The sequence below is a fragment of the Aeromonas ichthyocola genome, from assembly GCF_046087985.1.
GTDB lineage: Bacteria > Pseudomonadota > Gammaproteobacteria > Enterobacterales > Aeromonadaceae > Aeromonas > Aeromonas rivipollensis.
This window is the reverse complement of record NZ_JBJSWH010000001.1, coordinates 635,701-654,854: the sequence shown is the minus strand read 5'-3', so window position 1 is coordinate 654,854 and position 19,154 is coordinate 635,701. Positions and strand designations below refer to the sequence as shown.

The following is a 19,154-nucleotide window of genomic DNA, read 5'->3' as shown; positions in this document are numbered from 1 at the left end:
TGCGTGACAGATAACAAGATGATTGTATCTGGTAGGTATAACGATGATGAGTGGCAGAGCCTGCTTGATGGGCAAGGTCTGTTCATGTTTGCCGAGGCAGCCATCAATGATGCTGTTCCCAGCTTGGCTGAAAAATGGGGTGGCAGCCTCGAACAGACCAGGCTGTATTGGGGGGAGACGGGAAAGCTGCATAGCACTATCTCCCCCTATCTCATCCCTGTTCATCGACAAAATTGGCCAGAGCTTCAGCGCCTTGTCACCCATCAACCCGGATGGGGCCTGATGTTTCAGCTCGACTGGTTCATGCTGGCGTATACGCCGCTCCAGCAGTTGCAAGCATTGCTGGCACATCTGCGGCAGTGGTCCTGGATAGATACACCTGAACATGAGACCGCCATATTGCGGCTCAGTGACTGGCAGGTGGTCAAGCCCCTCTTGATGACAAGCTCTCCTGCCGAAGCCACTGCACTGTTTGGCCCTATCGCCAAGTTTATCGATGTGTTACCGGAGGGTGGTTGTGAATATCTCCAGCTCATTGAACGGGTCGAACATGACCTCGCTGGGCGTGCTCCGCAACAGTTATCACCTGCACAGTGGACTGCATTGAACTCGCTGTCAGATCGAGTTGCACACGATGAGTATGTCGCGCATATCCAGGCGCATCATCAAGTGGTTAAGGGGTGGCAACCAGAGCAATTGTTCTCTTTCGTCAAAGAAGGTGAGAAAGAAGCTATCTCCCATGGGTTCCAGAACCAACAGGATGTGATCCGTTTCTTGAGTCTCAAATTGGAAATGCCGGCGGGGTTTATGGCGCTTCCTTGGGCAAAAAAAATAATGGATGACCCAATCGAATTAGTTGGTCAACAAAACCGTATGGATAGGTTGTTTGAACAGGCACTTCATGAATTGGATAAGGGATAGGTTGAGGGACTCATGAGCAAAAATAAAACAGCAAGCCTGATGTCCAGCGATGAGGCTGCCAAAAACAACTTTTCGACCGATAATATCATTTCTGGCGGTTGCGTAAAGTGTGGCTGTGAAGTCATCATCCATTATCATTATGACGATGGAAAGCCGGTCCCTAATGCCCCTTTTGTACTGACAGACAGTAATAAGAAAGAGATCAGTGGCAAGACGGATAAAAATGGGCTCTGTAAGATAAAAGACATGGGCTGTGGTCCTTTTGAGTTGCTAATGGAAGAGGGGAGTGATGAATTCAAACCTCAGGAAACGTTGCAAAACAACCCAGTCTTTCAATCCAATCCCGCCCATGCAGCATTGGCCGCTGAATATTTCACGCTGTTTCTTATTCTGCGTCAGCAAGGATTGATTGAGTATGATGCCTCTGACAGTGACGCAGATGAGGTGGATGTTGATGATGTCGGCATGCTCGGTGGAATTTTCAATAGTGTTCCGGACAAGTACAACCAGGCTTACAAGCGCTTTTGGGAATTGGATAAAAAAATAAACAAAGGTAGCCGTGAGCTCAAAGTTGCCGTCAACAAGATACATCACAGCTTAGCTGCTGAGCTAGGTGATAAGGCCAGCAGTAATGAAGCGGTACTCTTGGTGTGTGAAGTGCTGCTGGGGTTTGTTCCTGTGGTTGGTCAGGTCATCGACCTGTATGCGATTGGTGAGTGGGGTTACGTCTCCTACAAGGAGCCAGCAAAGCTGGATGACAATCTGCACTTGGCGGGAGGAGCCCTGTGTTTGATAGGGGTTATCCCCGGCTTTGGTGATGCCATCAAGGTCAGTGGCAAGGCCATTATCAAGGCATTGAAACTGGGCGATAGGAAGTCAATTCAGTTTGCCATCAAGACTATTCGCAGTCTGTCTAATGGCAACTTGATTAAAGGGCTGACGGAGCTACGTTCCCAGATAACGACATATGGTCAAAAAGCCAAAGCCATCTTGCTGCAGGTGATTGCGGCATTGAAGAAAATGCTGATAGACCCGGCAAGCAACCGCTGGCTGATTGCCATGATGAAGGAGCAAATTACCGGGATTATCCACGCGCTGGAGAAACTCTCTGCAAAATACGACTCAGCACTTGCCTATATAGCTGCAAAATTTGATGAATTTATTGGCAAGGTGGTCACCCGTGTCACCGGCTCACCACGGGCTAAAGGGCGTGCTGATCTGCCAGAGGGTGTCAATGCTGGTCGCAACAAGGGGGATGGTGATCTCGATAAACCACCCACCGAAACAACGCAAGCTGGTCAGGCAGATGGCAATAACTGCGCCTCCACAAAAACGTGCCAAGGGAAAGGTGAGCCGGTCGATATGGCCACCGGTTTCGTGTTCGAACGCCGGGAGGATTGGCGCCTAGTCAGCCTGTTGCCTGTCGGATTGACGCGTTACTACCGCTCGGGTGGACAGCGCCGTCCCGGTATCCTGGGTACGCTCTGGCGCACGGAATGGGACATGTCGCTGGAGCTGCAAGAGGGCATGGTTGTCTTCACCGATGGTGAATTTAACCAAGCCTTCTTTACCCTGCCTGATGAGGGGGCGTGGGCGCAAAGCCTCTCTAACCCTGAGTGGCGGCTAACCCGTACCGAAGGTCTGTTGCAACTGCATCATTTGGATGGTCGTCGTTATGGGTTCGAGCATGCCCGTGGTCCCCACCTCTACCTGACGTCCATGAGCGATGCCTGTGGCAACACCATGCGCTGGGTATGGGAACGGGGACGGTTGGTACGCGTACTGCTAGCCGATGGCCGCTACATTCGAGTCAGCCATCAGGGGCGCAATGTCAGGGCGCTCACCCTGGTGACGTCGGAAGTTGACTCTCCGCGCCTGCTCTCACGTTATGAGTACGGTACCAATGGCGAGCTGCTTGAGGTGCGGGCCGGTGCCGGGCGCAGCTTTGATTATCAATATTCACCGCAAGGGTGGCTTACTCGCTGGAGCGACCTGGCCCAGACTTGGGTCGAGCACGAATACGATGCGCAGGGGCGCTGTCTGGCCAACCGCTGCGCCGACAACTATTGGAATGGCCACTTCCGTTATGACGATGCCAACCTGACCAGTTACTACCACAGTGGTTTTGGTGGCGTTACCGCCTATGTGAGGGATGAGCGTAACAACATCCTGCAGCGCCGTGAGCCGGATGGTGGCGAGACTCGCTTTGAGTGGGTGAACAATCAGTTGGCGGCACTAGTCAATCCGCTGGACCAGCGCACCGAGTTTGAGCGTAACGAATGGGGGCAAGTCACCCAGGTTATCCTGCCCGATGGCACAACTCACCGTTATGGTTACGATGAGGCGGGCAGGCTGCAGGCCTATATCGACCCGCTCGGCCAACCTTGGCAATACAGCTATAACTCTCTGGGTCAGCTTGAGACGGTGACTAATCCTTTGGGGCAAACCTGGGGTCATGAATACACCCCTCAGGGACTGCTTGCGGCCATGACCGACCCGAGCGGGCTGCGCAGCCAGTGGCAATATAGCCCACGTGGCTTGCTGGCCCGCTACGAGCCGGCAGTGGGTGCTCCCTGGCGCTTTGACTATGACCCGCAGGACCGTTTGGTTGCCCGTTATCAGCAGAGCGACCAACGGCCCTTGGTACGCCGTTGGGAATATCGCCATAACGAGCAACAGCCCAGCAAGGTCATCTATGAAGATGGCACAGAGAGCCGCTTCGATTACGATATCGAGGGCAATCTGGTGCGACTGACCGATGCCTTGGGTCAGCAACATCAACTTGCCTATAGTGCCTTTGACAACCTCCAAAGCGTGACCGACCCACTGGGTGCTACCACCCGCTATCACTACAATGCCGAGAGCGAGTTTGCCGGCGTCACCAACAGCCAAGGGCGCAACTGGCGGTATGAATTTGACCACTGCGGCCGAGTGTCCAGAGAGGTGCATTACGATGGTCGCTGCTATGACTACCGTTACGATATGGCTGGACAGCTTGTCTTGCGTCGTGCGCCGGATAGCGCCGAGCTGCACTATCACTACGATGCGTTGGGGCGATTGAGCCGAGTTGAAGCGTTGCGTGAGCATGGCGAGCGCGAGGGAGAGACTCATTTTGCCTATGACGCTGCCGGTCGTTTGCTGCGGGCCAGCAATGCAGATGCGGTGGTCGAATACGAGTGGGATGCGCTGGGGCGGGTGGTGTGCGAGCGCGTCAATGGCGAGACGATAGAGAGCCGTTATGGTGAGGCTGGACAGCGCGAGGCGATAACCGGCTTGCTGGTACCACTAGGTCTGGATTGGGAGCAAGGGCGGCTGGCCCAGCTCACCGTGGGTAGCAAACAACCTCTGCACTTTGCACACGACCAGCAAGGACGTGAACAGGTACGCCAGAGCGAGGCCGGCTTTGCCCTGACACAAGGGTGGAGCGCCACCGGGCTCTTGCTCTCTCAGTCCTTGGTGCCTGCCACAGGCACAGTGCCCGATACCTTGTCGCGCCACTATCAATATGATGCCCTTGACCGCCTGGTTGGGATCAAGGACAGCCACTGGGGCGAACAGGGCTGGAAGTTAAATGGCAATGGCCAGGTGGTGGCAGAGCGCAGCAAGCGCGGCCACGAGCGTCAGGCCCGGCTGTTTGGCTATGACAGCGAGCTGAACCTCTGCGAGCTCTCCCATATCCTGCCAAGTGATGAGCAGCCGTTATCCAGCAAGCAAGCACAGGCCGAGCCGCTGCGTCAGTATGACGAAGCTGGCCGAGTCAGCCAGGTTGGGCAAAATCAGTACCGCTATGACAAATGCGGTCGCCTCAGTGAAAAAGTGGTATCACGGCCCGGCTTTCGGCCCCAGACCTCGCAATTTCAATGGGATGCCCACGACCGCTTGCAGCGGGTAATGCTGCCTGATGGCAGTCGCTGGCGTTACCGCTACGACCCCTTTGGTCGGCGTATCGGCAAGGAGAGGGAAGGTCAGGTAAGCCAACTCACCGCTATCACCCGTGTCCATTACCGCTGGGACGGTGACCAGTTGGTACAGCAACAAAGTTACCAAGCTGATGGCAACGCCGCCCGGCAGGTGCAGTGGGTGTATGAGCCGGGGAGCTTCAGGCCACTGGCCCAGTGGGAAGCCGGTGAACAGGAAGAGCGTCTGCACTATATCGTGACCGATGTGGCGGGCACCGCCCGCGAGCTGTGCAGCGAAGCTGGTGACATCCTCTGGCGTGGTGAACAGCGGCTGTGGGGCAACTATCGCGCAGATGCAGTGCCACAGCCGCTCAGGCGCTTCCTTGGGGATGCAGCCAACGACGAAACCTACTGCGAGCTGCGCTATCAGGGTCAGATTTATGATCAGGAAACGGGGCTTTACTACAACCGGCACCGTTACTTTGACCCGGAGTTGGGGCAATATATCTCGCCAGACCCGATAGGTTTTGCAGGAGGGTTGAGGCCACAGGGATATGTGCATAATCCGCTGGAGTGGGTGGATCCGTTAGGATTGGCAACAAGGCCTAACAATGGTAAATACCACATATTTCATGACCATCAGGTAGACTCTGCTAATAGATATGCAAGTGATAGCGTTCAATTTAGGCAGGCTAATAAAGAACTTTTGTCAAAGTTAGAAACTGACTCTGCGTATAGAAAGGATATGTTTAGCCGATATCCTGAACTTTCTGAATGGTCTAAGTCAGGTAACATGTCAACAAGTCCTGCCGGTATGACATGGCATCATCATGAGGATGTAAACAGACTTGTTCTGGTTGACCGAGGTGATCACTCAGCAAATCATGGTATTTATCATCCTACGGGTAAAGGTGGTCGGGATATATGGGGTGGGGGTAAAGAAGGCCGAACAGGCAAGTTGGATGGTGCAACAGGAGAGAAAAAATGCAAATTATAATGAAGTCTTATGTCAAGTTATCTGATTTGATTATTGTTATAAAAAATACTGGTTCTAACCAAGGGTCCTATTTTTGCTTATATTCTAAGGACTCTATGGAACCGCTTGCTTCCAGTTCAGTTTGCTTTATTGATGAGTATCCAACAGAGGGAGAAGGAGGAGAGGATGTTTTCCCAGAAGATGTTGTCAATAATGACTTGGAATTATGTTATTATGGCGAGCAGTTTGTTGATGTCATAAATAATGTTGTTTCACAAGTTAATGACCCTCCAATATCTGTTTTCATAGATGCCCTTAACTACTACATGGACAATGATGATTTCCTAGATATAAAATAATAAAGGCAATGTGTGCAAGCCTAGTTTGTACAGATCTAGTTATCACCTTACACCGGCATACTGTCGGTGTTTTTTGTTCAGTTGAAATTTCACGGTTCTGGCAAGTTAAAGAGGATGGTAGTAACTCAGGGCAATCATCGCGCCGATGCGGTGCCACAATAGCTCAGACGTTTCCTGGGGGATGTTGCCAACGAAGAGACATATCGCGAGTTGCGCTATCAGGGTCAGATCTATGACCAGGAAACGGGTCTTTACTACAACCGTCATTGTTACGTTGACCCGGAGTCGGGGCAGTAAATATCATCAGACCCGATAGGATTTGCGGGAGGGCTGAGGCCACAAGGGTATGTGCATAACCCGTTGGAGTGGGTGGACCCGCTGGGGTGGGTGGGTGATCCAGCTAATGCGACCCATATCACGTATCAAGGTATAAAAGATGGAAAACCCTATGTCGGTTATGCAAGTAAGCCGGGATTCGGCCATAGCGCTCAAGATGTTTTAGATTATAGATATGGTAATAACTACGACGCATTTGATATCGAACCTAAACCATTCTACCGAGGGGAGGGGATAGAGGAAAAATATACCGCAAGAGGCTTAGAACAGCGGCGATTTGAAGAGCTAGGTGGATTAGAGGGAACATCAAACAAACAAAATCCTGTAGGTCCAAACAACCCTAGAAGGGATGAGTATTTACGTAAGGCGGATGAGCATAACAACAAACCACCTAAAAAGGGGTGTTAAGAGGGTAGGCTAATATGGTCGTTAGGAAAAAAGATTTACAAGTTGATACTGTTTTCTCTATTGAAGTGCCGGAGTATGGCTACATTTTGGCTCAGTTGAGAGAAGATTGTTGTATGGATTTTTTCGATAACCTGAGAGAGGATAACTCATGGGAAGGCGAGGATCTCAGCACTGCCCCCATTTTATTCACCATTGTGGTTGCGGCACATAGGCTATTAAAACTATTCTCAATGCAAGTGATAAATATAGTTAAAATCAACGATAGACCACAGCCTTCAATGAGTTTGGCATTCAGCTCAGAGGTAAGGCCGTCTACAGGGCTGCCTGGCCTAAGACTTGAAAAACATGGTAAAATATATGATCCAAATAATGTTGATGTGATAGTGCCTTTGTTGGATGCTGAAAAGCACCGTGATATATTATATTCATTTGAATACCATGGCATAGTGGGGAAGCCAGACGTTTTATTAGAGCGCATTAGCAATTTTTATAAAACTGGAATTAACTGGGACAAGCAAAAAACAATATTATACCCTGAGCTGCCACCACCTCCTAAAGGATACATCAAGGTTACGAGTGATAATCTTGTTGGAGTATGGTTCCAGCTGGTTTTTAGTTGATGTGATTGACCCTAAGAAGGGGGTATCATGAAAGCTGGCGATGTATACTCAATTCCATTGTTTTTAACAGATGTTAGTGGGCTGACAAGTTTTTCTCGCTATGATTTTACTAAGGAAGGAATGACTTTCTGTTTTGCTAGGGTAATTGAACATAGAGGGGGAAGTGGTCTTATCATCGAAGTGTTTAATATTCAAGGAAGCATAGACATACCACTTTCGGAAATCATTAGTTCTTCTCGCCTTTTCAATCCGGTGGCTGTCGCTGGTGAAGCTATTAAGAAGAAGAGATGGAGGTTGGTTGGTTCGACTGATTACGATAAAGAAAGAGATTCCAAGTATAGTGAAATTACTTTTCTTATTGGTCCTCGAGAAAATCGCTCGATTTGGAAAGGAGGACGTGAGTTATCTATAGAGAATTCAACTCACTCTGGTATTGAAAAATTTATTGTTTGGCCAGCCGTACAAATTGAGCGAAGGATAGTTCACGAGCTTGAAAAGTTAGGTGATACTAAAACAGTATAAACTTGAGTTTTAGGTTCATATCATTATACCGGCATTGCGCCGGTTTTTTTTCACGAAAAAATAAACTGCAGGCATTCTTGAGTAATGCAATCAAATGTTCTCGGAGATAGCTATGGATGCTATTGGTTTTTATGGAAATGACGAAGGTATTTGCTGTGATATTATATTGGAATCATTTGTAGATATTCCTGTCCAGGTTGTAAATCTCGAGACCTATGAGATTGATGACAAATTCCGCTTGGATATTGAATATCTTCGCAACAACCAGCGCGAGATGAATTCGAAAGTTAATGAATCAGCATTTGAGTATATTAAAATAAAATACAATTCTGACAGTGTTGATTTAAAATTAATCAAAGTGTATGCCTTTCATGATGAAGAAAGGATATATGGGCTTGTCTTCACTTGGGATGGTGGTTCAGAACACGGAGTTGGTGTTAAGGTCGATAACACTGATGTAATTAAGGTCGGCCCTGCAGAAGTATCATTCATATAAGTTATTTATAACTTAAATCATAGGGCGCTTGCGTAATAAAGCGCCCTTTTGATACGTCTATCTTTGAAAGTGTTTACTTTCTTGACTAATACGTCAGGTGCCAGAGTAAATTTTTCGATAGAGATATCCCTCGACGTAACCAGTGTAACCAAAGTGTAACCATTAAGATTTATGTCAGTGGTTACACTGTAACCTATTTATATGTAAGGCTTTAGTTGTTTCACGAAAGCCATGTAACCACTGTAACCACCATTTTTGCTTCTTTCTTTCACACGCGCATGTGGAGCGATTATGACCTGAGGGTGATGTGGCTTTTATGGCCCCTGTTGGTTAACGCTATTTGCATTCTCGGCTATCATCCTCGTCGGTCAATACACGTTCGGTCAGTACATAGACCCTTGATGCCTTACCCATACCCGGCAATCGATAAAGGTGCTGTAACCGATTCTTGTCTTTGCCTGTAAGAATATATCCCGCCTTAAGGCAAAGGCGAGCTGCTCGCTTAGGGTCTTTTCCCTTTGTTATCTCAACCCAGCCAGGGGGTAGAACATAGAAACTCACTCCATCTGATTCTACTTTACGGAAACCCACCATATTTGCCGGGCGATGGCTAGCATCGAACCAATCGGCAAAACGTGTAAATTGGTGAGCTGTCACGAACCCACGTACTTGCTCTAGGATGGCTGCGTCCTCCTGGTTACCTAGGTGTCCCCGCTCTGCCAACCATGCCTTGAGGCAGACCCTGACTGCCCTGATGGCTTCCCCCTCTGGCCAGCCAGTTACCCCCAATCGGGTGGCCAGCTCCCCGGCTGTAGCCACCAACGCAAACCGGTTGATTGCTCGGCCAACCTGATTACCCGCACCCTCAGGAGTCAGTTCGGCTGCCAATAGTTTAATCTCGGCCCTCAGCCGCTCACTGTGCTCATCCATGGATTGAGTCAGGGCTTGGGCATAGGTGCGAAAGGCGATGCCGTGATGTTCTTCTGAGTTGGCTTTCAGGGTATCGGCAAAGCTGCGGCCTCCATCCATGCCATGCAGCCACTCAAAGGCGCCATGGTGCCCGGTATCGCTGGGGATCTGGATTGTCCGCACCTCCATCCCGGCCTGGGTACTTTTCCCTGCACTGGCGGCATGGTCCTCGAGGCTCAGCTCACCGGTGGAGAGGAACAGTAACCGCCAGGCTTTGCGCTCTCTTAGCTCGCCATCCTGCTTGCTGCGACCCTTGCCTTGGCCGTTAGCCAGCATATAGGCGGTCTGCCCTGCCTCCCGGCCATCCAGCTCGCCCAGTTCATCCAGGCAGAGCAGGGCATCATTGCGCCGGCTGGCAATCCCCTCAATGGCGTTACCGGTGGCCCGCCAGGTTTGGGAGTACCGATCCGGGTACCCATAGACACTGGCGGCCGCCTTCATCACTGTGGTTTTGCCGTCGGTACTCTCACCCTTGAGGTGGAAGCCACCGCCCTCCATGCCTACCAGGGAGAGCAAGGGAGCCGCAAAGGCGAGTGACAGCGCAAAGCAGAGGCGTGAGTTGCCCACTGCCAGCCCTGCAACCCCCTGTTGCCAGCCGGCCAGGGTACCGCGCTCGGTAAAGTCGCTGGAGGTGTAACCGGCGGTCTGCAGGATGACCCCCTCAGCATCCGGCCCAATGGACCCACCGGGCAGCACATAGGCATGATCATACCACCCTGTGCGCTCGACACAGGTAATGCGCCGCTTGGGTTGGCAGCTCATCAGATAGGCCGCCAGCCTGCGCTTATGACTTAGCTCGATGAAGGGCAACCCCGCATCCAGCAGCGCGGCAAACACTTCCTCTCCATTACGCGGGACCAGGGAACGCACCGGCATGGCCCACTGGCGCACCCGCCCTGCGCTGTCCCGCCACTCCAGCAAGCGGCCGTAGCCCCGGCCCTGCTCGTCAGCGGTTTCAGCCAGTACATGGACGGGGCTGGCGATGGGGATCCACTCTTGCCGGGCATCCTCACCCCGGCCCACAGTGGTCAGGGCACATAGACGCGAGCCCCGCACCTCAAACCCTGCTGGCAGCTCTGGTCCTTCCTCTGGGTTGCCTTTTACCAGATGGAGTGGAGCCACATTGTCTGACCAGGGCGCCTCGTCCGGTGGGTTGTCTGCCGCCAGTGTCTGCTCGAAGTCCACCACATCCACCAGTTGCCAGGGCTCGGCATTCTGGCCCGGGTTGCCGCGGTAGAGCTCGGCCTTGGGGGCCTGCTTGCGCAGAGCCACGATCAGCCGCTTGGCTTTCTCGGGAGCCAGGTTGCCGAACTGGTGAACGATGACTCGCTTGGTAGCATCCCGATCGGCCATCTTGTAGAGCCTGGCGCCTTCATCCAACTGAGCTGGCCCCACATACAGCGCCTGCTCTGGCTCGCTCTCCGGGTCAATCGGGTTGTCTGTGGCCACCGCCTCGTTGTGGGCACGTTGTAGAGTGGCCCTGATGCCGGCATCCCTGCTGGCTTGCTCTCCTGTGTGGATCACGACCACCTGCAGATCATCCAGGTCTGCAAACTTGAGGAAGGTGCCAGCCTGGGATGGCGGGCTGTTTTGATGACCAGGGCCTGCAGTTCCTTGGTATACCGCTGTCATTGCATCGCCCTCCGCTTGCTCTCCTGGGTCAGCTCAACCACGGGGTCCTTTCCCTCTTCAAGCATCTGGTGAACATCGGCGCAGAAGGCGCAATACATCTGATCCACCACCAAGGCGCCCAGAGGGGTCAAAGTCCCGTTCACCACCATATGCCGCAACATGAGCAAGGCATCGGCCTGCCCCTGCTGCACCCCGGCGTTCTCCAGGTGAGCGGCCACGATGTTGTTCTGAATGGCCAACGTCAGCGAGTCAGCAGCAAGGGGGAGCTGGATCCCTAGGTGAGTAAACACATTGCCCCGGGCGGCCAGGTAGGCCTGGGCCAACTGCTCCACCAGCTTATTTATTTCAGTCATGGCAACCCCCTGTTGCATTGCGCTCGCCTGGTTGTTTCTGGGCCTTGGTCACCCGCTTGAAGAGCTCCCGCAGTACTGCGGGGCGCAGTGGATTGCGTGATAACTCGCGCCACATCCGGTCATTCAGGGTGTTGATCAGTCGATTACTCATGGCGTGTCCCTCCCAGCAGAACGGCAACCAGCTCCTTGAACGCCCGATCATCCAATCCGGCTTTCAGTTCTCGAGCCTCCTTGACGGTGACAGCCACAGCGGCGCCCTTGGTCTGGGCAATGAAACGGTCCCGATCACTTCGCCACAGGAAGGCGCTCAGGCTGCCCTGCTGTGAACGTTTCCCGGTACGGGGGCGAGTGGGGCCGATGAAAGTAGCCGGCTTGCTGCCGTTAGCCCATGCGAAATAGGTCATGCCAGCACCTCCTGGCAGAGCCTTATCTCTATGCGTAGGGCATTGAGCAAAGCGCTGAATTGCGCACGCTCTTGCAGGCACAGGTCGGTTTGTTCCAGGGCGTCGGCAAACTGCTCGAGCAGTGCCTCTAGGCGGGATGTGGGGGATTGGGTCATGCGGCCACCCACTTGCACGGGGTGCGGGACATAAACACCAACGACAAGCCAGGCAAGTTGGCGCGGGCTTGAGCCTCGGTATTGGCGATGATGGCGATAGTGCGGATACGCCGAAGCTCGGCCAGACGACAGACGCGAGGACGCTGGATCAAGAAGGTGAAGATTTTGGGTAAAGCAGGGGTGGGGACAGTAGCCATGATGGCAGCCTTCTTCTTTAGCAGTTTGTTACCGCCACAGGAAGACGCCAATCTCCAACTGGTGGCAGCCCGAACGAGGTTGGCGTAACTGGTAAAGAAGGAAACCAGCGCCCCTTTCGAGGCCCTCGCCCGAACCGCCATAACACTGTAGAGGCCGCCGACCGGGTAGGCCAACAGCGCCTCAAGAAATGAGGATCGAGTACCGACAAAAAACCACGCAATAGGAGCGTGGGTCGGCTCCAACTTTAATTTCGAGACGCCAATCTCGGCAGCGGATTTGGCCGCTGCAAGAGGAATCGTACTCCGTTGGACGTTGTGGGACAAGCCCACCCCTTGGAATTTGGGCAAGGCTTCGCCCTGGGCAGTGAGCCCATTAATGTTTCTGGTCATGGCTCATCCCCAATAGTTCAGGCTGATATTTACGCCAAAGTGCGGCCTCTTCCGCTTTCAACCGTGCTTTCTCGTCCTTGCAAGACTGCAGGGCATATCCTCTCTTGCTCGCCTCCTTGGTGTATTGGACTTGCCGGCGGCTGTAGTCATTCAGGGCGGAGAATGGAACACCATAGGCGCCGGTTTTACGGATAGATGGGATGACCTCGCGGAATACCCAGTTACTGAACCGGTGGGGCAGTGTGCCGGGTGTACTGGCCTTGCGACTGCGGACAATCAGTTTGTAGAAACCGGATTCCGATACGGCCCCTACCTTCTGCTTGCCGCCAAGGGTGTAAGTTAAAGTTACCCCCCTTTCGTCCTCATCAAGTGCCTTGATTGCCATACGTGAATTAGTCAGTTCCAGCGCCTCGCAAATATCCTTGGCTACAAACCACGGCTCACCGTTGATATTCACAATGCGTACCTTCACGCCTTCAAACTTGATGACGGACATATCGCCTTCGAGGGCGGTGAAATTAACCCTTTGGCGAGTACCGGGTTGAGGGGCGGCCTCAGAAGTTAATCTGCTTTTTTCGATAGTCATATTTCGGACTCCGTTAGGCGGCGGGAGGAAGGGGGACTGCTGCCGGCGTGCGGGCGCACAGAATGGCGGCGTAGTCATCTGCCAATGGGGCAGCCTGGCGCTGGTGTCGCCAGTGGTTGATCAGAGCCACCAGCTTATGGGCTTGCTCACGGTCGGCCAGCCAATAGCGCTTGAAGCGAGTTGTCCCGCCGCCGCTATGCTGGTGCTCAAAAAAAGCATCTGTGATAGCTACCCCGTGGTTTCGACGGAGCAGGCCAATGCTGTTGCGCAAGTTGAGATCATGGAGCCCAGCCAGGCCAGACAAGGCGCTGACCCCCTGGGCTCCCTGCTCCAGCAGGTGGGTGGCGACCAATTCAAACTTGGTGATATGCTGCTGACCCTGCTCAAGCTGGGTCGTGCCGTTCGCGGTACGGCCTTTTTCTTTTTGCATATCCACCCCCTATGCTGCCACGTTGCGAGCTGCGATACGCTCCGCCATCCAGGCATCAACTTCTGCCTCGACGAATGCCACTGAGCGCCCACCCAGACGTATGGTTTGTGGGAATTGGCCCTGGGCCATCAGGTCGTAAATACTGGACTTGCTCAGGCCGGTTTTCTTGATCGCCTCCCGCACTCGAATAAAGCGCAGTGCGGGGGTTGAGGAGGGAAAATGTTGTTCCATATTGGTTTGCCTCGGTCGTTGTTGACGGGGCAATGGAAACACGGCGGCTAACCCTCAGGGCAATACCCTGAGGGCTCAGGGGATGCGGTTTGGCAACCCTCAGGGTTTCCAAACCCCTCGCCAATACTGGGCTGGATACCCTAAGGGTGAAAGTTTTGAGTGGGCCTTGAGAGGTATCCCCTAAGGGTTGTTATGTACGAACCCTCAGGGTTCTATCTGTGATGAACAGAGGTTCTTACCGGTGACTCGGTCTATCGGGCTCGCTACATATTCGACATTTTTGGCCTTGGCATTGCTAAGCCCATGGGTGTTCTCCAGCTCGTGAAGAATCGTAAACTGCTTCGGGATCGTGTTCGGTTCCCAGGTATCGCCCCAGTACCGTTCTTGTACCTCTGCCACGAGCCTTAGTGCTGGCGTTAAATGTCGAAAATGGGGGATGCCTACCTTAAGTGCGGCAATCTCTGCCTCGGCTTCCTGTAGGCGTTCCGTCAGGGCTGCTACCTGTTCAGTAAGAGCGGTCATCTGTTCACCAGATTCAATATCAAATAGCTGATCGGGCAAGGTGGAGTTGTGAGGGTTGATAGGCTTCGGCAGAACGTAATCTGGATCGAGCCGGTTACGGTCCCGCAACCATTGCCAAACTGACATTGCCTCAAAGGTTGCGTCCTGCGGCTCGCCACGTTCGGCAATGGCCCTCACTATGTCCCCAGTTCCTCGAAAAGTCTCGCCGCCATATTCGTCGAAATAAGTCACGCTAATGGCCGTAGGCCCATTATTTGAGCCTACAGCCCTCAGCAATGCTTGGCGCACTGTTATTGCCTTATGTGAGCTACCACGGGGTCCGCCAACTTTGAAAGAGGCTGCTGCCGGAACGATTTCGGCAGAAACTAATGCAGCTTCGTCTGCTGTTACAAAATGGTCATTCAGCGATATGAAATCTTGAATATCAGGATCCGTAAAATCCATCGGGGGAGATGTTGTTGCCATAGCGTAGCTCTCTCACTATCAGCCTAAATAGGTGCCGGGTCAGGCAGGAGGCTGTCCCCACTCTTCGATTGGCCGATCTAGGCCCGGCGTTTACTCGTGTGGGTCAATCGCCCACAACCTTCAATGCTTTAAAGCCGCTCGCCAAAGAAAGGCTCCCCTGGCTTGCCTGCTCGATGTGGTTGCTCCACCAGCTCATCATGATCACCCGCTGCTCGTAGTAGTCACTGCGGTTATAGGCGCGGCGGATCTCGTTATCGTCGGCATGGGACAGCGCCGCCTCGATGGCGTCAGGGTTGAACCCTTGTTCGTTGAGGGTGGTACTGCCGAGCGAGCGCAAGCCGTGGGCTACCAGTCGTCCGCCGTAGCCCAGCCGCTTAAGGGCAGCATTCGCGCTCTGGTCGTTGATATGGCCGAGCGGATCACGGTAGCCGGGGAACACGAAGGGGCGGTGGCCGCTGATCGGCTTCATCCGCTCCAGCAGGGTCAACGCTTGTGGGGTCAGCGGAACCCGGTGGGGGCGCTCCATCTTCATCCGGTCAGCGGGGATGTTCCACACCTTGGCCTCCATGTCTATCTCATCCCAGCGGGTGCCCGCCGACTCACCAGGGCGAACCAGGGTGTGCAGGCTCCATTCAATCTGACAGCGGGTAGTGTGGTCTAGCCTACCGTTGGCAATGTCGGACATCAGCAGTGGTAACTCCTCCGGCTTGAGCGTAGGCATATGCTTCTTGGCGGGCTTCTTGAACACTTTGCGAATGGCGGAGCAGGGGTTGGCATCAAGCAGGCCGTGGTTAACGGTGTAGTCGAGGATCTCGTTTATCCGCTGACACAGCCGGCGAACTGTCTCCAGCTTGCCATCAGCTTCAATAGGGCGCAGTAGTTCGATCACCAGGGGGGCACGTATCTGGTCGATGGGCATGGAGCCGATGAAAGGCAGCACATACAGCTCAAGGGAGCGCCACGAATCGGCGGCATAGGCTTCGCTTACGTCGTGCCGTTTCAGATCCAGCCACTTGGCAGCCATTCGTTCGAACGTGTTGGCGCAGGCCTCTTGCTGAGCCTGAACGATGGCGAGCTGCTCTGCTTTATGGCGTTTGGGGTCAATTGCTTGAGCCAATAGGGCGCGAGCATCTCGCCGCCGCTCTCGGGCTGTGGCAAGAGTAACATCAGGGTAGGGGCCAAAACTGATATTGGCGCGTTTCTTGTCGCTCGGCCTGTAGTAGTTGAACACCCAGAGCCTCGCACCATTCGGCTTAACCCTTAGGTAAAGCCCGTCACCGTCACCCAAGCTGTATTCCTTGGCTTCAGGCTTGGCGGTTCTCAGCTTTGAGTCGGTCAGCTTGTCTTTACTCACGGCACATCCCCCCAGTAGTAACACCAAAACCGGTGTTACATCACCCATGTGACCGTAGATGTTACTCTTATGGCTGGATTTAGGCGACTCACTCGGACTACTGCGGACAACAAAAAACCCGCAAGACGTTGAATCTTGCGGGTTTTTGTACTTCTTCGTTCCCGGCCGGAACATTGTTTGGTGGAGCTGGGGGGATTTGAACCCCCGTCCAAAATTACTACATCCTCGGTACTACATGCTTAGTCACTCTTTACATTCGCCAACACGCTGCGGAGAGACACGCCACGCATTGACTAGCTCGATTGGTTTTAATGCTTCCGCCCCAGCAGGACTTCCACACGATCCTGTGAAGGATGACCTTCCAATTCCCTAGGACACAGGCAAGCTAGGGGAGAAGGGCTCAGCGCAGGTTATTAAGCTGCGAGTGCGTAGTTTTCGTCGTTTGCGACTATTTTTTTGCGGTTTGTTAACGAGGCCTACCGCACCTCGGCATGCACCTTGGGTTTCGTGAATCTTGTCGAATCCAGAATCAGCCCCAAGTTGTCAAAAGCGATTGTACGCAAAAATCCTGCCATGGCAAGGCGTTGATGGCAATCGACCGGCAGGGGCCGGTCGATTGCTGGTTTATTGGTCGCCCCACGGGAGCTGGCGGCGCACAATCAACCGCGGTTCTTGTTCTTCATGATGCGGGCCTTCTCCCGGTCCCATTCCCGGGCCTTGGTGTCTTCCCGCTTGTCGTGTTCTTTCTTGCCCTTCACCAGGCCGATCTCGACCTTGACCCAGCACTCTTTCCAGTACAGCGCCAGCGGCACTATGGTATAGCCCTGGCGGGCGGTCAGGCTCTCGAGCTTGTCGAGTTCACGGCGGCTCAGCAGCAGTTTGCGGGTGCGAGTCGGGTCACACACCACGTGGCTGGAGGCGGCGTTCAGCGGCAGGAAGCTGGAGCCGAACAGGAAGGCTTCGCCCTGCAGGAAGATGACATAGGCTTCGCTGATGTTGGCCTTGCCCGCCCGCAGGGATTTGACTTCCCACCCTTGCAGGGACAGACCGGCTTCCACGCGCTCTTCGATGAAGTATTCGTGACGGGCGGTTCTGTTGAGTGCAATGGTGCTGGACCCGGCTTTGTTTTTACTGTTCTTTTTGCTCATGACGGGGGCCTTCGGCAATGTTTAGGAAGGCGCATTATACGTGGGTGGCGGCGGCTGTAAAACGCGCAACCACTCGAGTGGCGGCTTTGTGAGCAGTTCGGTGATGTTTTTGGCCGGCAAGGTGATCTCAAGCTGGTCATCAGGGCTGCAAAGGGGGGTAATTGCGCGAGTGGCGGCCCGGTGAGCAGTTTCGGCGGTGATTTTGGCTGGCAAGGTGATAAAATCGGCCCGATTGGATGAGGAAAGCCCATGCCCCGTATTACTCGCAGTGCCCTGGTGATGTTCAGCGCGGAACAAATGTTCCGTCTGGTCAATGATGTTCACGCTTATCCCGAGTTTCTGCCCGGTTGTGTCGGCAGCCGCGTTCACGAGACGGGTGAGGACTACATGATGGCCTCGGTGGATGTGGCCAAGGCAGGCATCGCCAAGACCTTTACCACCCGCAACTTGCTCGATGCCAACCGCGCCATCAAGATGGAGCTGGTGGAGGGCCCCTTCAGCAAGCTGGCGGGCTGGTGGACCTTCACGCCGCTGGATGTGGATGCCTGCAAGGTGGAGTTCGATCTCGACTTTGAATTTACCTCCAAGCTGATCGAGCTGGCCTTTGGCCAGATCTTCCGCGACCTGGTGGGCTCCATGGTGCTCGCCTTCTCCAACCGCGCCAAGGTGGTCTACGGTGTCTGATCTGCTCAATGTCGAAGTGGCCTATGCCCTGCCCGAGCGGCAAACCGTGTTGTGCATCCGAGTGGCCCCGGGCACCAGCGTGCTGGCTGCCATCGAGCAGTCCGGCATAGTGCAGAAACACCCTGAGATCGATCTCTCGGTCAACAAGTTCGGCATCTACAGCCGTCCGGTCAAGGGGAGCGAGCCGGTGCAGGACGGGGATCGCATCGAGATCTACCGTCCCCTCATCGCCGATCCCAAGGAGATGCGCAAGAAGCGGGCGGAGAAGGCCAAGGAAGAGGGACGGGCCGACGTGGTCACCGGCGGGCGCCCCGATGTGCACCGCAAGCGGGACGACGGCGAATCAACCTGATGCGGGGAGACCGAGCAATGAAAAGAGGCGCCATGGCGCCTCTTTTCTATTGGATGTTTTACCACAGAGGTTGCACTGGCCTAGGCCTTACAGGGTCAGCAGCCGCTCGTTTTGCACCGTTTCTATGCCGCTCTCTTGCTTGGCGAGCACCGTCATGGCGTGGGCCACCTGGCTCGCCTCTATGGCCCGCCAGCGCCTGAGGGGCCCCTGCAGCAGGGGTTTTATCCAGGGATAGATGGCCTGAACTATCTGCTCGGATCTGCGCGGGGGTTGGCGGTGGCCGAGCAGCATGGCGGGGCGCAGTATGACGAGCCGCTGCCACGCCTGCGCCAGCAAGGCTTGCTCCATCTCGCCCTTGGTGCGCGGATAGAGGGCGGGGGAGCCGGGGTTGGCTCCCAGGCTGGAGACGACCAGCAGGCGCCGGCAGCCGTGGCGGCGGGCGAGGGCGGCAAAGGCCAGCACATAGTCGTGATCGACCCGGCGAAACGCCTCATCGGAGCCGGCATCCTTGCGGGTGGTGCCGAGGCAGCAGAAGGCCATGTCGACGGAGTTGGGCAGCACCACCTCGTCGAGGCGTTCGAAGTTTACCGGTAGCCAGTGCCGGTTGGGGGCAGCCTCGCCCGGCTGGCGGCAGAGCAGAGTCAGCTGGTGCTCGGGGCCGAGCTGGCGGATGAGGGCCTGGCCGACCAGACCGGTTGCCCCGGCGATCAGGATCTGGCTCATGTGATCTCCTTGAGGGGATGAC

At 54.3% G+C, this 19,154-nt stretch carries 23 protein-coding genes and 1 other RNA gene; 10 read left to right on the top strand and 14 right to left on the bottom strand.

Annotated elements, in window-relative coordinates:
- Positions 1-3: 3 nt before the first annotated feature.
- The 8 genes from ACF2JD_RS03040 to ACF2JD_RS03005 all read left to right on the top strand — a co-directional run bounded on the left by ACF2JD_RS03040 (position 4) and on the right by ACF2JD_RS03005 (position 8,537).
- Positions 4-921: a DUF4123 domain-containing protein gene (locus tag ACF2JD_RS03040; RefSeq protein ID WP_440986734.1), complete on the top strand. Its 918-nt coding sequence runs from the start codon at positions 4-6 to the stop codon at positions 919-921.
- Positions 922-933: 12 nt separating this feature from the next.
- A complete protein-coding gene (locus tag ACF2JD_RS03035) occupies positions 934-5,817 on the top strand; it encodes an RHS repeat-associated core domain-containing protein (RefSeq protein ID WP_440986733.1) in 4,884 nt (1,627 codons plus the stop codon).
- Positions 5,805-6,155 (top strand): DUF7716 domain-containing protein, encoded by a 351-nt coding sequence (locus ACF2JD_RS03030; protein ID WP_440986732.1) that lies wholly within the window; start codon positions 5,805-5,807, stop codon positions 6,153-6,155. Before ACF2JD_RS03035 ends, ACF2JD_RS03030 begins: the two co-directional genes overlap by 13 nt.
- Before the next feature lie 174 nt (positions 6,156-6,329).
- Positions 6,330-6,452, top strand: a complete 123-nt coding sequence (locus ACF2JD_RS03025) for an RHS repeat-associated core domain-containing protein (protein WP_440986879.1) — start codon at positions 6,330-6,332, stop codon at positions 6,450-6,452.
- A 63-nt stretch (positions 6,453-6,515) separates the two neighbouring features.
- Positions 6,516-6,899: a hypothetical protein gene (locus ACF2JD_RS03020; RefSeq protein WP_440986731.1), complete on the top strand. Its 384-nt coding sequence runs from the start codon at positions 6,516-6,518 to the stop codon at positions 6,897-6,899.
- Positions 6,900-6,913: 14 nt separating this feature from the next.
- Positions 6,914-7,519 carry a hypothetical protein gene (locus ACF2JD_RS03015; RefSeq protein WP_440986730.1) on the top strand — a complete coding sequence of 202 codons (606 nt, stop codon included), beginning with the start codon at positions 6,914-6,916 and terminating at the stop codon, positions 7,517-7,519.
- Between the two features lie 27 nt (positions 7,520-7,546).
- The gene (locus ACF2JD_RS03010; RefSeq protein WP_440986729.1) at positions 7,547-8,041 is read left to right on the top strand and encodes an Imm26 family immunity protein; all 495 of its coding nucleotides are present in this window, start codon (positions 7,547-7,549) and stop codon (positions 8,039-8,041) included.
- A 112-nt stretch (positions 8,042-8,153) separates the two neighbouring features.
- Positions 8,154-8,537 carry a hypothetical protein gene (locus tag ACF2JD_RS03005; RefSeq protein WP_440986728.1) on the top strand — a complete coding sequence of 128 codons (384 nt, stop codon included), beginning with the start codon at positions 8,154-8,156 and terminating at the stop codon, positions 8,535-8,537.
- A 336-nt stretch (positions 8,538-8,873) separates the two neighbouring features.
- On the opposite strand, the gene ACF2JD_RS03000 is transcribed toward ACF2JD_RS03005, so the two are convergent.
- The 13 genes from ACF2JD_RS03000 to smpB all read right to left on the bottom strand — a co-directional run bounded on the left by ACF2JD_RS03000 (position 8,874) and on the right by smpB (position 17,373).
- A complete protein-coding gene (locus tag ACF2JD_RS03000) occupies positions 8,874-11,138 on the bottom strand; it encodes a DUF927 domain-containing protein (protein WP_440986727.1) in 2,265 nt (754 codons plus the stop codon).
- Positions 11,135-11,491 carry a hypothetical protein gene (locus ACF2JD_RS02995; protein ID WP_440986726.1) on the bottom strand — a complete coding sequence of 119 codons (357 nt, stop codon included), beginning with the start codon at positions 11,489-11,491 and terminating at the stop codon, positions 11,135-11,137. Before ACF2JD_RS02995 ends, ACF2JD_RS03000 begins: the two co-directional genes overlap by 4 nt.
- Positions 11,484-11,642 carry a hypothetical protein gene (locus ACF2JD_RS02990; RefSeq protein ID WP_440986725.1) on the bottom strand — a complete coding sequence of 53 codons (159 nt, stop codon included), beginning with the start codon at positions 11,640-11,642 and terminating at the stop codon, positions 11,484-11,486. The genes ACF2JD_RS02995 and ACF2JD_RS02990 overlap by 8 nt, the downstream gene beginning before the upstream one ends.
- Positions 11,635-11,895, bottom strand: a complete 261-nt coding sequence (locus tag ACF2JD_RS02985) for a hypothetical protein (protein ID WP_440986724.1) — start codon at positions 11,893-11,895, stop codon at positions 11,635-11,637. The genes ACF2JD_RS02990 and ACF2JD_RS02985 overlap by 8 nt, the downstream gene beginning before the upstream one ends.
- The gene (locus tag ACF2JD_RS02980) at positions 11,892-12,050 is read right to left on the bottom strand and encodes a hypothetical protein (RefSeq protein ID WP_440986723.1); all 159 of its coding nucleotides are present in this window, start codon (positions 12,048-12,050) and stop codon (positions 11,892-11,894) included. The genes ACF2JD_RS02985 and ACF2JD_RS02980 overlap by 4 nt, the downstream gene beginning before the upstream one ends.
- Complete coding sequence (locus ACF2JD_RS02975) at positions 12,047-12,637, bottom strand: ash family protein (RefSeq protein ID WP_429165334.1); 591 nt, start codon at positions 12,635-12,637, stop codon at positions 12,047-12,049. Before ACF2JD_RS02975 ends, ACF2JD_RS02980 begins: the two co-directional genes overlap by 4 nt.
- The gene (locus ACF2JD_RS02970; RefSeq protein ID WP_429165333.1) at positions 12,621-13,223 is read right to left on the bottom strand and encodes a BRO-N domain-containing protein; all 603 of its coding nucleotides are present in this window, start codon (positions 13,221-13,223) and stop codon (positions 12,621-12,623) included. Before ACF2JD_RS02970 ends, ACF2JD_RS02975 begins: the two co-directional genes overlap by 17 nt.
- Before the next feature lie 13 nt (positions 13,224-13,236).
- Positions 13,237-13,653, bottom strand: a complete 417-nt coding sequence (locus tag ACF2JD_RS02965; RefSeq protein ID WP_440986722.1) for a hypothetical protein — start codon at positions 13,651-13,653, stop codon at positions 13,237-13,239.
- A 9-nt stretch (positions 13,654-13,662) separates the two neighbouring features.
- The gene (locus ACF2JD_RS02960) at positions 13,663-13,884 is read right to left on the bottom strand and encodes an AlpA family phage regulatory protein (protein ID WP_440986721.1); all 222 of its coding nucleotides are present in this window, start codon (positions 13,882-13,884) and stop codon (positions 13,663-13,665) included.
- Between the two features lie 204 nt (positions 13,885-14,088).
- Positions 14,089-14,871, bottom strand: a complete 783-nt coding sequence (locus tag ACF2JD_RS02955; protein WP_440986720.1) for a hypothetical protein — start codon at positions 14,869-14,871, stop codon at positions 14,089-14,091.
- Positions 14,872-14,974: 103 nt separating this feature from the next.
- Entirely contained in the window at positions 14,975-16,225 is a 1,251-nt protein-coding gene (locus tag ACF2JD_RS02950) for an integrase domain-containing protein (protein ID WP_440986719.1), read from the bottom strand.
- A gap of 178 nt (positions 16,226-16,403) precedes the next feature.
- Positions 16,404-16,762: a transfer-messenger RNA gene (ssrA, locus tag ACF2JD_RS02945) on the bottom strand.
- Between the two features lie 122 nt (positions 16,763-16,884).
- On the bottom strand, positions 16,885-17,373 hold the full coding sequence (gene smpB, locus ACF2JD_RS02940; RefSeq protein WP_025326288.1) for an SsrA-binding protein SmpB: 489 nt from the start codon (positions 17,371-17,373) through the stop codon (positions 16,885-16,887).
- Between the two features lie 249 nt (positions 17,374-17,622).
- Between smpB and ACF2JD_RS02935 the strand changes: the two genes are divergently transcribed.
- Positions 17,623-18,057 carry an SRPBCC family protein gene (locus ACF2JD_RS02935; RefSeq protein ID WP_043133123.1) on the top strand — a complete coding sequence of 145 codons (435 nt, stop codon included), beginning with the start codon at positions 17,623-17,625 and terminating at the stop codon, positions 18,055-18,057.
- Positions 18,050-18,409: an RnfH family protein gene (locus ACF2JD_RS02930; RefSeq protein ID WP_106887445.1), complete on the top strand. Its 360-nt coding sequence runs from the start codon at positions 18,050-18,052 to the stop codon at positions 18,407-18,409. The genes ACF2JD_RS02935 and ACF2JD_RS02930 overlap by 8 nt, the downstream gene beginning before the upstream one ends.
- Positions 18,410-18,496: 87 nt before the next feature.
- On the opposite strand, the gene ACF2JD_RS02925 is transcribed toward ACF2JD_RS02930, so the two are convergent.
- Positions 18,497-19,132 (bottom strand): NAD(P)H-binding protein, encoded by a 636-nt coding sequence (locus ACF2JD_RS02925; RefSeq protein ID WP_440986718.1) that lies wholly within the window; start codon positions 19,130-19,132, stop codon positions 18,497-18,499.
- Positions 19,133-19,154: the final 22 nt, after the last annotated feature.

What these genes read in the sequence shown, in the direction of transcription:
- ACF2JD_RS03035 (WP_440986733.1), top strand. Translation starts at nt 934, where the DNA reads ATGAGCAAAAATAAAACAGCAAGCCTGATGTCCAGCGATGAGGCTGCC.
- ACF2JD_RS03030 (WP_440986732.1), top strand. Translation starts at nt 5,805, where the DNA reads ATGCAAATTATAATGAAGTCTTATGTCAAGTTATCTGATTTGATTATT.
- ACF2JD_RS03015 (WP_440986730.1), top strand. Translation starts at nt 6,914, where the DNA reads ATGGTCGTTAGGAAAAAAGATTTACAAGTTGATACTGTTTTCTCTATT.
- ACF2JD_RS03010 (WP_440986729.1), top strand. Translation starts at nt 7,547, where the DNA reads ATGAAAGCTGGCGATGTATACTCAATTCCATTGTTTTTAACAGATGTT.
- ACF2JD_RS03005 (WP_440986728.1), top strand. Translation starts at nt 8,154, where the DNA reads ATGGATGCTATTGGTTTTTATGGAAATGACGAAGGTATTTGCTGTGAT.
- ACF2JD_RS03000 (WP_440986727.1), bottom strand. Translation starts at nt 11,138, where the DNA reads ATGACAGCGGTATACCAAGGAACTGCAGGCCCTGGTCATCAAAACAGC.
- ACF2JD_RS02995 (WP_440986726.1), bottom strand. Translation starts at nt 11,491, where the DNA reads ATGACTGAAATAAATAAGCTGGTGGAGCAGTTGGCCCAGGCCTACCTG.
- ACF2JD_RS02990 (WP_440986725.1), bottom strand. Translation starts at nt 11,642, where the DNA reads ATGAGTAATCGACTGATCAACACCCTGAATGACCGGATGTGGCGCGAG.
- ACF2JD_RS02985 (WP_440986724.1), bottom strand. Translation starts at nt 11,895, where the DNA reads ATGACCTATTTCGCATGGGCTAACGGCAGCAAGCCGGCTACTTTCATC.
- ACF2JD_RS02980 (WP_440986723.1), bottom strand. Translation starts at nt 12,050, where the DNA reads ATGACCCAATCCCCCACATCCCGCCTAGAGGCACTGCTCGAGCAGTTT.
- ACF2JD_RS02975 (WP_429165334.1), bottom strand. Translation starts at nt 12,637, where the DNA reads ATGACCAGAAACATTAATGGGCTCACTGCCCAGGGCGAAGCCTTGCCC.
- ACF2JD_RS02970 (WP_429165333.1), bottom strand. Translation starts at nt 13,223, where the DNA reads ATGACTATCGAAAAAAGCAGATTAACTTCTGAGGCCGCCCCTCAACCC.
- ACF2JD_RS02965 (WP_440986722.1), bottom strand. Translation starts at nt 13,653, where the DNA reads ATGCAAAAAGAAAAAGGCCGTACCGCGAACGGCACGACCCAGCTTGAG.
- ACF2JD_RS02960 (WP_440986721.1), bottom strand. Translation starts at nt 13,884, where the DNA reads ATGGAACAACATTTTCCCTCCTCAACCCCCGCACTGCGCTTTATTCGA.
- ACF2JD_RS02955 (WP_440986720.1), bottom strand. Translation starts at nt 14,871, where the DNA reads ATGGCAACAACATCTCCCCCGATGGATTTTACGGATCCTGATATTCAA.
- smpB (WP_025326288.1), bottom strand. Translation starts at nt 17,373, where the DNA reads ATGAGCAAAAAGAACAGTAAAAACAAAGCCGGGTCCAGCACCATTGCA.
- ACF2JD_RS02935 (WP_043133123.1), top strand. Translation starts at nt 17,623, where the DNA reads ATGCCCCGTATTACTCGCAGTGCCCTGGTGATGTTCAGCGCGGAACAA.
- ACF2JD_RS02925 (WP_440986718.1), bottom strand. Translation starts at nt 19,132, where the DNA reads ATGAGCCAGATCCTGATCGCCGGGGCAACCGGTCTGGTCGGCCAGGCC.